The organism is Pseudoxanthomonas sp. 22568 (genome assembly GCF_052044485.1).
In the GTDB taxonomy this organism is placed as follows: domain Bacteria; phylum Pseudomonadota; class Gammaproteobacteria; order Xanthomonadales; family Xanthomonadaceae; genus Pseudoxanthomonas_A; species Pseudoxanthomonas_A beigongshangi.
Genome location: NZ_JBQENC010000015.1, coordinates 42,961 through 54,520, shown reverse-complemented (window position 1 = coordinate 54,520; position 11,560 = coordinate 42,961). Strand labels below are relative to the sequence as shown.

At 68.1% G+C, this 11,560-nt stretch carries 12 protein-coding genes; 6 read left to right on the top strand and 6 right to left on the bottom strand.

The annotated features are described in order from the left end of the window. Positions 1 to 37 precede the first annotated feature (37 nt). Positions 38 to 238: a hypothetical protein gene (locus ACTJI2_RS16905; RefSeq protein ID WP_141455979.1), complete on the top strand. Its 201-nt coding sequence runs from the start codon at positions 38 to 40 to the stop codon at positions 236 to 238. Positions 239 to 279: 41 nt separating this feature from the next. On the opposite strand, the gene ku is transcribed toward ACTJI2_RS16905, so the two are convergent. Beyond that, positions 280 to 1,194 (bottom strand): non-homologous end joining protein Ku, encoded by a 915-nt coding sequence (gene ku, locus ACTJI2_RS16900; protein WP_440842806.1) that lies wholly within the window; start codon positions 1,192 to 1,194, stop codon positions 280 to 282. Positions 1,195 to 1,386: 192 nt separating this feature from the next. Here ku and ACTJI2_RS16895 point away from each other — a divergent pair, with 192 nt between their 5' ends. Continuing rightward, positions 1,387 to 1,776 (top strand): hypothetical protein, encoded by a 390-nt coding sequence (locus ACTJI2_RS16895; protein WP_440842805.1) that lies wholly within the window; start codon positions 1,387 to 1,389, stop codon positions 1,774 to 1,776. Positions 1,777 to 1,818: 42 nt separating this feature from the next. Here the strand turns inward: ACTJI2_RS16895 and ACTJI2_RS16890 are convergent, their stop codons facing one another. Beyond that, positions 1,819 to 3,738, bottom strand: a complete 1,920-nt coding sequence (locus ACTJI2_RS16890) for a DEAD/DEAH box helicase (protein WP_249888490.1) — start codon at positions 3,736 to 3,738, stop codon at positions 1,819 to 1,821. A 243-nt stretch (positions 3,739 to 3,981) separates the two neighbouring features. Here ACTJI2_RS16890 and ACTJI2_RS16885 point away from each other — a divergent pair, with 243 nt between their 5' ends. Genes ACTJI2_RS16885 through ACTJI2_RS16875 form a run of 3 tightly spaced genes read left to right on the top strand, consistent with a single transcriptional unit; the run spans position 3,982 to position 5,401 of the window. After that, positions 3,982 to 4,476, top strand: a complete 495-nt coding sequence (locus ACTJI2_RS16885; RefSeq protein WP_225562528.1) for an RNA polymerase sigma factor — start codon at positions 3,982 to 3,984, stop codon at positions 4,474 to 4,476. A gap of 6 nt (positions 4,477 to 4,482) precedes the next feature. Continuing rightward, positions 4,483 to 5,145, top strand: a complete 663-nt coding sequence (locus ACTJI2_RS16880; protein WP_440842804.1) for a serine/threonine protein kinase — start codon at positions 4,483 to 4,485, stop codon at positions 5,143 to 5,145. A 37-nt stretch (positions 5,146 to 5,182) separates the two neighbouring features. Beyond that, entirely contained in the window at positions 5,183 to 5,401 is a 219-nt protein-coding gene (locus ACTJI2_RS16875) for an RNA-binding S4 domain-containing protein (protein WP_440842803.1), read from the top strand. A gap of 42 nt (positions 5,402 to 5,443) precedes the next feature. On the opposite strand, the gene ACTJI2_RS16870 is transcribed toward ACTJI2_RS16875, so the two are convergent. The 4 genes from ACTJI2_RS16870 to ACTJI2_RS16855 all read right to left on the bottom strand — a co-directional run bounded on the left by ACTJI2_RS16870 (position 5,444) and on the right by ACTJI2_RS16855 (position 8,397). After that, the gene (locus tag ACTJI2_RS16870; protein ID WP_203322152.1) at positions 5,444 to 5,641 is read right to left on the bottom strand and encodes a DUF6500 family protein; all 198 of its coding nucleotides are present in this window, start codon (positions 5,639 to 5,641) and stop codon (positions 5,444 to 5,446) included. A 62-nt stretch (positions 5,642 to 5,703) separates the two neighbouring features. Then, positions 5,704 to 6,762, bottom strand: a complete 1,059-nt coding sequence (locus ACTJI2_RS16865; RefSeq protein ID WP_183638479.1) for a hypothetical protein — start codon at positions 6,760 to 6,762, stop codon at positions 5,704 to 5,706. 239 nt (positions 6,763 to 7,001) lie between these two features. Beyond that, positions 7,002 to 8,102: a WD40/YVTN/BNR-like repeat-containing protein gene (locus tag ACTJI2_RS16860; protein ID WP_183638482.1), complete on the bottom strand. Its 1,101-nt coding sequence runs from the start codon at positions 8,100 to 8,102 to the stop codon at positions 7,002 to 7,004. A 1-nt stretch (position 8,103) separates the two neighbouring features. Further along, positions 8,104 to 8,397 carry a MoaD/ThiS family protein gene (locus tag ACTJI2_RS16855; protein WP_183638484.1) on the bottom strand — a complete coding sequence of 98 codons (294 nt, stop codon included), beginning with the start codon at positions 8,395 to 8,397 and terminating at the stop codon, positions 8,104 to 8,106. Between the two features lie 490 nt (positions 8,398 to 8,887). Here ACTJI2_RS16855 and ACTJI2_RS16850 point away from each other — a divergent pair, with 490 nt between their 5' ends. Beyond that, positions 8,888 to 11,557, top strand: coding sequence for a bifunctional diguanylate cyclase/phosphodiesterase (locus ACTJI2_RS16850; RefSeq protein ID WP_318287577.1), 2,670 nt, complete (start codon positions 8,888 to 8,890; stop codon positions 11,555 to 11,557). Positions 11,558 to 11,560: the final 3 nt, after the last annotated feature.

Here is an 11,560-nt window from a genome sequence, read left to right as displayed (position 1 = left end):
CACTATGGTCGGGATTCCGTCAACGGGATGTATGAAGATGACTCCACTGGACAAACCCCTGCGCCGTGAGTTGCTCCTCAACGATGTCACCTACACCCTGGTGATCGATCCGGTCGGACTGAAGCTGACCGAGAAGGGCCGCAGGCGCGGGGTCGAACTGCGCTGGACCGAACTGGTGTCCGGCGATGCCGGCCTTGCCGCCGCGTTGCAGGCATCGGTGGAAGACGAACGCGGCTGATCGCCGCGCGGCGCCCCGGGCGTGTCGCGCATCCGGAGCGATCAACGCTTGCGCGTGGCCGTCTTCTTCGTCGCGCGCTTGCTGGCGGCCTTGGTCGCCGTCTTGCGTGCGCGCTTGCGCGCGGGGGCCTTCTTCGCCGCCGATTTCTTCGCCGGCGTGCGTTTCTTGTCCGCGAGGCTTTTCTGCAGCAGGGCCATGAAGTCGACCACGTTGGTGGCGGCCTCTTCCTCGCGTTCCGGTGCCTCCACGCGCGCGGTCGCGCCCTTGGACTTGATCCGCTTGCGGATGATCGCCTGCAGGCGCGCGCGGAACTCGTCGTGGTAGTCGTCGGGTGACCAGTCGCCGGCCATCGATTCCACCAGTTGCCTGGCCATCTCCTCCTCCTTGGCCGAAATGCGATAGGACGAGGCGCTGCCGGTGGGCAGCTTGTATTCGTCCGGTTCCACCAGTTCCTGCGGATAGCGCAACAGCATCAGCACCAGCGCGTCGCCCAGCGGCATCACCGCGGACAGGTATTCGCGGGTGCGGATGACGACCCGGGCCACGCCGATCCGGCCGGTCGACTCCAACGTGCGGCGCAGCAGCACGTAGCCCTTCTCGGCCTTCTTGCCGGGCACCAGCACATAGGGTTTCTCGAAGTAGCGCGGATCGATCGCGTCGCGCTCGATGAAGGCCTCCACCTCCACCGTCTCGTGGCTCTCCGGCGCGGCGGCGCGGATGTCCTCTTCCTCCACCACCACGTAGTTGCCCTTGTCGTACTCGTAGGCCTTGACGATGTCCTTCCATGGCACTTCCTCGCCGGTCTCGGCATTGACCCGCTCGAACCGGATCGGCTTGCGATCGCGCGAATCCAGCATGCGGAAGTGCAGATCGACCTTGCGCTCGCCGGACATCAGCGAGACCGGAACGTTCAACAGGCCGAAGGAAAGCGTGCCTGTCCAGATGGGGCGTGCCATGGCGCGTCCTCGCGGCGGGTATCCATTCCTTGTTAGTGCCTGCGCGATGATGGGCAAGTGAACGCAAGCCCGCGCTGGGGCAGTGCAAAAACGCGACGTCCGTCGAGACTTAATGTTTTCTCCATGCGGCGTTTACATTCGTGACGAGCGCGGCGGCCATGATGGGCGCTCTCGTCAGAAAGGAGGACATGCATGGGCAGCATCCATCGGTATCCCCCGCGGCAGGCCGTCCCCGGCAAGTGCGAGGTGGTGGACGTGAAGGCCGAACTGGAAGAATGGCGCGAAGGGATTCCTTCATCCGGGTTCTATCAGCCGGGGACCTCGTTCAGCCGCTACGAACCCAGCCTCATGTTCGCGTACGACTGCTATCTGCAATACCACCAGGTCCCGCTGGCGGGCTTGCTGCATACGCTGGAACAGCGCTACGAGGAACGCTTCGATCATTTCGAGCGGCTCGACTGGCACCACATGGAAAACCTGCTGCGCGAAGTCTGGCAGCGCATGGGGGCCCCGCTCGGCGATGTCGGACAGGCCCGTGCGGCGGGCGGGCATCCGCTTCCACTGCGCCAGCCCTACGGTTGACCCGCCTTATCGTTGATTAGACCCGCGCCGATGCCGCGGCGATCAGTCGCGGCGCGGCGCCGGCTTTCCCTTGCGGTGCGGTTTCGGCGGCGCGCCGTCGCGCGCCTTCTTCGCGAAACCGCCGCCCAGCTTGCCCGGTGGGCGTCCTTCCGGACGCTGGCGACGCGGCGGCGCGTGGCCGCTGTCCTCGCCCATCCGATGGATGCGCAGTTGCTGGCCGGACACCCAGACCTTCTTCAGGTGCGAGAGGATCTCCGACGGCATGCCTTCGGGCAGATCCAGCACCGAGTGATCGTCGTGGATGTCGATGCGGCCGATGTAGCGCGCTTCCAGGCCGGCCTCGTTGGCGATCGCGCCGACGATGTTCGCCGGCTTGACGCCGTGCATGTGCCCCACCTCGATGCGGAAGGTCTCCATGCCGACCTCGGGTTCGGCGCGCGGCGGCTTGTCGAAGCGCGGGCGCTCGATGCGCGGCGGGGCCGCCTCGTCATGCGCGCGCTCGTACCCGCCTTCGTGGTGCTCGCGGCGGGCCGGACGCTCGCTGCGTTCGCCCCGTTCCGGGCGCGGCTCGCGCACCGGCCGTTCCTCGCGCACCGGCCGATCACCGCGCGCGCGCGCGTCGCGCCGCTGTTCCGGCGGCAGCAACAGCGGCGTGTCGCCCTGCAGCAGGCGCGCCAGCGCGGCGGCGATGTCCACCGCCGGTACGTTGTGCTCCTGCTCGTAGGCCTCGATCAGGCCACGGAACTCGCCCGCGTCGCCGGCGGCCAGGGTATCGGTGATGCGACCGAGGAATTTCTGTACCCGGCGATCGTTGACCGCCTCGACGCTGGGCAACTGCATTTCCTGGATCGGCTGGCGGGTGGCGCGCTCGATGGCGCGCAACATGCCCTTCTCGCGCGGCGTGACGAACAGGATCGCGTCGCCACTGCGGCCGGCGCGGCCGGTGCGGCCGATGCGATGCACGTAGCTTTCGGTGTCGTACGGGATGTCGTAGTTCAGCACGTGGCTGATGCGCTCCACGTCCAGGCCGCGCGCGGCCACGTCGGTGGCCACCAGCACGTCCAGCTTGCCGTCCTTCAACTGCTGGATGGTCTTCTCGCGCTGGGCCTGCTGCATGTCGCCGTTGATGGCGGCGGCGGCCAGGCCGCGCGCCTGCAACTTGCCGGCCAGTTCCTCGGTCGCCGCCTTGGTGCGGGCGAAGATGATCATGCCGTCGAACGGCTCGGCTTCCAGGATGCGGGTCAGCGCATCGAGCTTGTGCAGGCCGCTGACGAACCAGTAGCGCTGGCGGATGTTGGCCGAGGTGGTGGTCTTGGCCGCGATGGTGACCTCGACCGGGTCCTTGAGGTAAGTCTGGGCGATGCGCCGGATCGCCGGCGGCATGGTCGCCGAAAACAGCGCGACCTGGCGCGATTCAGGGGTCTTCTTCAGGACCGTCTCGACGTCGTCGATGAAGCCCATCCGCAGCATTTCGTCGGCTTCGTCCAGCACCAGCGTGGTCAGGCCGGACAGATCCAGCGAGCCGCGCTCCAGGTGATCGATCACCCGGCCCGGCGTACCCACCACCACGTGCACGCCGCGCTTGAGCGCCTGCAACTGCGGGTAGTAGCTCTGGCCGCCGTAGATCGGCAGCACGTGGAAACCGGGCATCTTCGCCGCGTAGCGCTGGAACGCCTCGGCGACCTGGATCGCCAGTTCGCGGGTCGGCGCCAGCACCAGCGCCTGCGGCTTGTCGGCTGCCAGGTTGATGGAGGACAGCAGCGGCAGCGCGAACGCCGCGGTCTTGCCGGTGCCGGTCTGGGCCTGGCCCAGCACGTCGCGGCCGGCCAGCACCGCCGGGATGGTGGCGGCCTGGATGGGGGATGGGGTTTCGTAGCCCACTTCGGTGACCGCGGCCATGACCGGCGCGGACAGGCCGAGATCGGCGAAAACGAGCGAAGAAGGGGAAGATTCGGGGGACATGGAGGACTCCGGGGCGTCGCGGAGTGCGCACGCAAGCAGCGTATTGTGCGCTTTCAAGCCCCCTCCTGTCCTGTCGGCCTGCGGGTCGCCCCGCCTCGCCGTTCAGGCAAATCCTTGATTTGGCGGGGATTCCGGCCGATTTAGCCCCCTCAGGCGGCACTCCGTGATTTTTTCCCCACCGCCGCGAATCACCCTTCCGACACGCACAATCGGCACGGGCGGGAAATGGAACACGTGGCAGACATGGCGGAACACGCGCGGCAGGGGTTCGCGGAACAGCTGGAACGGCACCGGGGCATCGTCTTCAAGGTGGCCGGCACCTATTGCCGCAACCCCGACGACCGCGCCGAGCTGGCGCAGGAAATCGCCAGCCAGCTCTGGCAGGCCTATCCACGTTTCGATCCGGCGCGTCCGTTCTCCACCTGGATGTACCGGATCGCGTTGAATGTCGCGATCTCGTTCGTGCGCGACAACAGCCGACGCCACCGCCACGCGGTGCCGCTGGACGATCAGTTGCACGACATCGCCGATCCGCACGCGGCAGATCCGCAGGCCGAGCAGCAGGTGCGCGCCCTGCATCGCTTCATCCACGCGCAGGCACCACTCGATCGCGCGCTCCTGCTGCTGTACCTGGAGGACCGCGGCTATCGCGACATCAGCGAGATCCTGGGCATCAGCGAAACCAATGTCGCCACCAAGATCAGCCGGCTCAAGCAACGCATCCGCAACGAACTCTGACCCCACATGGACACGCTCATGGAAACCGATGAACTGAAGGCCGCCTGGCAGGCGCTGGAGCGCCGCATGACCCGGCAGGATCAACTCAGCCTGCACCTGTTCCGCGAAGGGCGGCTGGAAAAGGCGCGCAGCAGCCTGCGTCCGCTGTTCTGGGGACAGCTCATCCAGATCGTGTTCGGCGTGGCGATGATCGTGCTGGGGGTGGCCTGCTGGACCCCGCACCGCGACCTGCCGGTGCTGCTGGTATCCGGCATCCTCGTGCACGCCTACGGGGTGGCGACCACCGCGATGGCCGGACTGACGCTCGGCCTGATCGGCCTGATCGACTATTCCGCGCCGGTGCTGACCATCCAGCGCCACCTGGCCCGGCTGCGGCGCTTCTACATCTGCAACGGCATGATCGCCGGCCTGTCCTGGTGGCTGCTGTGGCTGCCCTTCGTCATCGCCCTGGGCGCCGTGGTCGGCGGCAACCTGACCCCGGCCGCGCCCGGCATACTGGTAGTGTGCCTGGCGATCGGCATCCCCGGCCTGATCGCCTCCGCCTGGATCCATCGCTGGCGCCGCCGGCGCGCCGGTTCGGATGCCTGCTTCGAGGACGCCCTGGGCGGCAGCAGCATCCAGCGCAGCCAGCGCGTGCTGGACGAACTGGCCCGCTTCGAACGCGAGTGAGGCGCGGGCCGGCCGGGATTGCGATTAAACTGCCGCGATGCAGATGCTCGATTTCGAACTCGACGGCGAATACGTCGAACTCAACCAGTTGCTCAAGCTGATCGGCTTGGTCGACAGCGGCGGCGCCGGCAAGGCGCTGGTCGCTTCCGGCGCGGTGCGGGTGGACGGCGCGATCGAACTGCGCAAGACCTGCAAGATCCGGGATGGGCAGGTCGTTGCGCTCGACGACATCGAGATCCACGTCCGCGCGAGCTGACCGGATGACACGGCGAGCCAAACGACCGCCCCGGCCTGCTGCTCAGTCCCTTGGCGAATCCATCGCCGCGACCATCGCCCGGATCTTCACCGCTTTCTCGAAGTGATCCAGCCGATGCGTGCGTATCCACCACTCCGCGGCTTCCATGAGCCGCTCGGGATCATCGTTGCGATTGGCGAAGAAAGCGTAGAACGACAGACCCACCTCCGGCCCCTTCTGCGCGATCTTCCGATCGCACACTTCGATGATTTTCCGCCGAAGCTCAATCCTCACGCCGTTTCCCTGTCCTGAACACCGCGCCCCTACAGCACGCCGGAAGCGTCGCGGTCGAATTCGGCCATCGGGCTTTCCATCGGGCAGGTGCCGTCGGGGAAACCGAAGCTCTTGCGCAGCTCCAGACCGCAGGTATTGATGTCTTCCAGCGCGGTCTCGGTCTGCCCGCACTGGCGATCGAAGGCCAGCATGAAATCGTCCTTGCGGCGCACGAACTCCTCGCCGCACTTGCGGGTCAGCTGGATGCGATCCAGATCGTCCTGCGCCGCGTTGGTGCCCTGCAAGCCGTATTCTTCCAGCTCGGTGGCGGTCAGCAGGCGCAGCTTGCGGTTGGGCACGGTCATCATCAGATCCGCCACCGTCACCGCCGCGCCGTTGCGCTCCAGGTAATCCTTCAACTGGCCGTAGACCTGGCGCAGTTCCTCGGCCAGCTCGGCGCGCGAGTTGGCACCGGAATTGATTCGCATCATCCGATGGATGCCGACCTTGCCGGCAATCACCCGGTTGTCGCCGGCGGCGAGGATAAGCAGGCAGGAGCTGTGGCAGATCGCGCCATCGCGCACCCACAGCGTCCAGTGCGAGGCGCCGATGATGTCGCCGGCGCGGATGCCGTCCTCGACCCGGCCACCGCTGGAATCGATGTCCAGCACGCGCTTCTCGATCGCCAGCCGGTTGGCGACGTTGGACATGCGTTCCATCAGCGAGGTGAATTCGGCGTTGATCTTTCCCGTGTAGCGCACCCGCATCACCCCGGCAGCCTGGCATGGCTTGACCGCATCGAGCAGGCTCTGGAAGTCGAGCTTGTCCAGCGCCACGCCGTCACCGTGCTCCGCGTAGTCGAGTTCGCAGCTGACCCAGGTGACCCCGGCGGTCAGCGGCGCCTCTGGCCAGTCGGTGGTGCGTGCCAGATCGATCTTGCGCGGCGCCGGCTTGACCGGGCCGGCGCTGATGGCGCCGTTGTCCTCGCTGCTGGCGGTGGTCTCGGTACGCGGCTTCTCCGGTGCCGGCGGCGCGGGGGGCTCGGCCCGGCATCCGGCCAGCAGGACGGCGCACAGCACACACCAGGACAACAGGGACACGGGACGCATGGGCACGGAAGGCGGCGGGACGTGGGAAAGAGCCGCTAGTCTAGGGCCCGGAGTGCGCCGGGGGCCGAATCGGTGGTGAATGCGGCCTCGACCGGTTCAGCTCGCGAGTCCCGCGACATCTGCGGCAGACCCCAAAGGCCAACCGCCCACGTCACGCGACGCAGGCAGGGAACGCGCAGCGCATCGGCATCTCGATCGACATGCCGCTCGCTCCCGGCAGACGGTGGGTGGCCGCGATCTCAGGCGAAGGTCACCGCGTGGACCGGTGGCAGCCGGGCCGGCAGTGCCCGCCAATGCTCGCCCTGATCATCGCTGGTCCAGAAACCGCCGGTGGTGGAACCGAACGCCAGCCGATCACCACTGGCGTCGACGGCCAGGCCGTGCCGGTAGACCAGATCGTAGGACTGCTCCGCCGGCAGTCCGGTGCGCAGGGTCTGGAAGCTGCGCCCGCCGTCGCGGGTGCGGGCGACCACCAGTCGCGCATCCACCGGATAGCGCTTCTCGTCCTTCACCGCCGGCACGAACCACGCGGTATCCGCATCGCGCGGATGCACCGCCACCGCGAAGCCGAACACCGAGGGCGGCACGTCGGTGATCTCTTGCCAGTCGCCGCCGTCGGCGGTGCTGCGGAACACGCCATTGTGGTGCTGGGCCCAGAACACCTCCGGCGTGGCGCGCGCCTGCACCAGCCGGTGCACGTCCTGGATGTTGGGATCGCCCTGCTGCCCTTCCGGCATGTAGCGCGCGATCATGCCCTGCGCGGTCTGGCTCCAGTTGTCGCCACCGTCGTCGCTGCGCCACACGCCACCGCTGGAGATCGCCACCCGCAGGCGGCGCGGATCGCGCGGATCCACGCAGATGGAATGGATGCCCGGATGATCGTATCCGCCGCCGAACCACTGGCCGCGTTCGGGGCGATCCCACAAGCCACGCACGAGTTGCCAGTTGCGTCCGTGATCGTCGGAGCGGAACAGGCCGCCGGGAATGGTGCCCGCCCACAGCCGGCCCGGTTCGTCCGGCCCGCCCGCTTCCAATGACCAGATCAGGCGCAGCGCCGCCGGTTGCGCCGGCTTGCCGTCGCCAGGCACCACCTGGTCGCCTTCGCCATAGGCCGGTACGCCCACCTCTTCCCATTGCCGGCCCTGATCGGTGGAACGATGCAGCTTGGCGCCGAAGTGGCCGAGATCCAGCGCGGCGTACCAGCTGCCGTCGCGCGGGTCGGCCAGCGCCAGCGCCACGTTGTCGCCGAGGAAGGCGGTATCGGCGATTCGCCAGCCGCCGTTGTCGCGCGCGAGCACGAACAATCCCTTGCGTGAAGACACCAGCAATCGATCCGACATGTCAGCCTCCCGACAGCGCCTGCATCACGTAGAGTTCGGCATCGTCGCCGACGGCCTGGCCGAGATCGCGCTTGTCGCGCAGGCACTGGCCATCGACGAATACCGCGACGTGGTGGCGCACCGCGCCGTGCTCGTCGAGCACGTAGCCACGCAGCGTGGGATGCAGGTCGAACACGGCCTGCAGCAGTTCACCCACGCTGGCGCCGGCCAGCTGCATGCACAGCTCGCCGCCGGAACGTGCTTCGGCTTGCGGCAGCCAGCGCGTCAGCGCCGGCGCCAGCACCACCCTGGCCATCACGGGGTCCTTGCCACCCAGACAGCCACGGAGGATAGCGCCCCACCTGCGGCGCCGCATGGCGCAACGCCGCGAGGAGGCGTCGGGTCCGCTTGCAGCGACGCGGCGATTGTCGCGGCCGGCTTCGCCCGTGGCGCCCGCGCGGTTGCGATCTTCCCCGTAGCTGACGACGCGAGTGCCAGGCGCAGGATTCAGTTTCGCCGCACCGCAGCAGCACCCGCGACCGCTTTCCCCGCTTCTCGCTTCAATGGACCCGGCAACCCCATCCGCCAGCCCGCGATCCGCTCAAGAAGCGGTCGCGCGGGTCGATACCGGACACCAGACGTGCCCGTTGAGGAGACCCCATGGGGCCCAGCCAATCGGCCTGCCATCGGGGAATCCGGCGGTCCGGGGTCGACAGCCACATTCCTCCGTTCCACACTGCGTCCGCGCGTGCGCGCACGGATCGGTGCGCGGGAGTGCGCGCCCTTCCGATGGACAGGTGGATTCCGTGATCGATACGTCACCCCATCCGTCGTCGGCGACGGCGGTGCATTCGCACGCGGAGCATGCACGGCCGGGCACCGGCGCGTGGCGTTGGGCGCTGGCCGTGCTGCTGGCCGGGCTGGCCTTCACGTTCTGGCTGGCGCTGAGCGAATGGCGCGACCTGAACGAGCGCACCGATGCACAACGTCGCGGCCTGGCTCAGGTGGCCACGCGACAGTTGCGTGCGCCGCTGCAGACCGTGGCCTCGGAACTGCGCGCGATGCAGACCGTGTTCCTGGCCAACGACCGGATGGACCAGATCCGTTTCACCCAGGTCACCGAAAACCTGCAGCGCCAGCGTATCGGTCCGGCGCGGGTGGCCACCGCGTTCGCGACCCGGATCGACGGCGTCGCCGGCGGGCCATCGGCTTATCGCTACCAGTTCATCACCCCACTCCGCGGCAACGAGGTGCTGCTGGGCCTGAACATCGCCAGCCAGCGCGAGAACCTGCTGGCGCTGGAACGCGCGCGCGACAGCAACAGCGTGGTGCTGTCCGCCCCGTTCGTGCTGCGCCAGACGGTGCCCGGCAGCCACCAGCGGCTCGGCGTGACCGTGCGCCTGCCAGTCTATTCCGACGGTCCGGAACCGCTCGACGTGACCGCGCGGCGCGCGCGCGAGATAGGTGCGCTCGCGGTCAGCCTGCGGCTGGATCCGCTGGTCAATGACGCGTTGCAGGGCCCGGTGCTGGACACCTTCCGGGTCAGCGTCCGCGATCTGGACGCCACCGACATCGGGCCGTTCTACGAATCCGGCACCCGCGCCGAGCAGGATGCACGGCTTTACCGGCAACTACTGGAATTCGGCGGGCGTCGCTGGGAATTACGCATGTGGCCGCGCCCGGCCGCGCTGGACAGCGAACGCCTGCGGGTCATCCTCACCGCCGGTCCGGTGATCAGCCTGCTGCTGGCGGCGTTGCTGTGGTCGCTGGCCACCACCCGCCAGCGCGCGATCACGCTCGGTCACGAGATGAGCGCGCTCTATCGCCAGAGCGAGGCGCAGTTCCGCGCGCTCAATGAACTGCTGCCGGCGCTGGTCCTGCTGTCCGACGGCGACGGTCGCATCCTGTATGCCAACCAGGCCGCGCGGCAGCGGCTGGGCGATGTCGTCTCGGCCGGCGTGCCGCTCACCGCGCTGTTCGCCGATCCGGCCTTCCGCGAACGCGTGCGCCAGCCCGCCCGCACCGGCGACTACTGGGGCAACGTGGAGGCGCTGCTGATCGGCCTGGGCGGGGAATTCTGGGCCAATGCGTCCATCGCCCGGGTCGAGATGGAGGACGAACCCCGCCTGCTGGTGGTCGCCACCGACATCTCCGAGCAGCGCGAACTGACCGAACGGCTCAGCTACCAGGCCACCCACGATGCGCTGACCGAACTGTGCAACCGGCGCGAGTTCGAACGGCGGATCGAACAGGCCCTGGCCGATCGCCGTCGCGGCGGCCGCTCCTGTGCGCTGCTGTACATCGACCTGGATCAATTCAAGCTGATCAACGACGTGTCCGGCCATACCGCCGGCGATCAGCTGCTGGCGCAACTGGCACTGGCGATGCGGATGCAGTTGCGCGGCGATGATCTGCTGGCGCGGCTGGGTGGCGACGAGTTCGGCCTGCTCGCGTTCGACGTCGACACGGCCAGCGCGCGCACCCTGGCCGAGCGGCTGCGCACCGGCATCGAATCGCAGATGTTCGTCTGGCAGGAACGCACCTACACGGTCAGTGCCAGCATCGGCGTGGTGGTGGTGGACCAGGACAATCCCACCCTGAAGGATCTGCTGTCCTGGGCCGACACCGCGTGCTACGTGGCCAAGGAAAACGGCCGCAACCGCATCCACGTCTACAGCGACGACGACGAGGCCACCCGCCGCTACGGCGAGATGGAGTGGGCCAACCGCCTGCGCTGGGCGATGGAGGAACAGCGCCTGTTGCTGGACTACCAGGAAATCGTGCCGCTGGATGGCCGCCGCGAGGACGGCGCGCGGGTGGAACTGCTGCTGCGCCTGCGCGACGAGGACGGCCGCATCGTCCTGCCGGGCGCGTTCCTGCCGGCGGCCGAGCGCTACGGCCTGATGCCGATGGTGGATCGCTGGGTGATCCGCGCCGCGCTGACCCACTTCGGCCAGTTGCATGCCGATGGTCGCCCCTTGCAGCAGTGCGCGATCAACCTGTCCGGCGCCAGCATCGAGGACGAGGACCTGGCGGACTTCATCCTGGCGCTGATCGCCGAGCACCGGGTGCCGCCGTCGCGGCTGTGCTTCGAGATCACCGAGACCGTGGCGGTGCGCAACCTGCTGAAGGTGGTGCAGGTGATCGAGCGGCTGCGCAAGGCGGGCTGCCGGATCGCGCTGGACGACTTCGGTGCCGGCATGTCCTCCTTCGGCTACCTCAAGAACCTGCCGGTGGACGTGATCAAGATCGACGGCAGTTTCATCCGCGATCTGGAAACCGACGCGATGAGCCGGACCATCGTCAGCGCCATCGCCCAGATCGGCCATCAGCGTGGGCTGAGCGTGGTCGCCGAATGGGTGGGCAATGCCGGGATGATCGCCACCCTGACCGGACTGGGCGTGGATTTTGGCCAGGGCATGGCGCTGCACCGGCCCGAGCGGGTGCTGTTCCAGCGCCACCGGCAGGCGGCCTGATTC

Bases quoted from the DNA above. Each gene is read 5' to 3' on its own strand.
- ACTJI2_RS16905 (WP_141455979.1), top strand. From the start codon at position 38: ATGACTCCACTGGACAAACCCCTGCGCCGTGAGTTGCTCCTCAACGAT.
- ku (WP_440842806.1), bottom strand. From the start codon at position 1,194: ATGGCACGCCCCATCTGGACAGGCACGCTTTCCTTCGGCCTGTTGAAC.
- ACTJI2_RS16895 (WP_440842805.1), top strand. From the start codon at position 1,387: ATGGGCAGCATCCATCGGTATCCCCCGCGGCAGGCCGTCCCCGGCAAG.
- ACTJI2_RS16890 (WP_249888490.1), bottom strand. From the start codon at position 3,738: ATGTCCCCCGAATCTTCCCCTTCTTCGCTCGTTTTCGCCGATCTCGGC.
- ACTJI2_RS16885 (WP_225562528.1), top strand. From the start codon at position 3,982: ATGGCGGAACACGCGCGGCAGGGGTTCGCGGAACAGCTGGAACGGCAC.
- ACTJI2_RS16880 (WP_440842804.1), top strand. From the start codon at position 4,483: ATGGACACGCTCATGGAAACCGATGAACTGAAGGCCGCCTGGCAGGCG.
- ACTJI2_RS16875 (WP_440842803.1), top strand. From the start codon at position 5,183: ATGCAGATGCTCGATTTCGAACTCGACGGCGAATACGTCGAACTCAAC.
- ACTJI2_RS16865 (WP_183638479.1), bottom strand. From the start codon at position 6,762: ATGCGTCCCGTGTCCCTGTTGTCCTGGTGTGTGCTGTGCGCCGTCCTG.
- ACTJI2_RS16860 (WP_183638482.1), bottom strand. From the start codon at position 8,102: ATGTCGGATCGATTGCTGGTGTCTTCACGCAAGGGATTGTTCGTGCTC.
- ACTJI2_RS16855 (WP_183638484.1), bottom strand. From the start codon at position 8,397: ATGGCCAGGGTGGTGCTGGCGCCGGCGCTGACGCGCTGGCTGCCGCAA.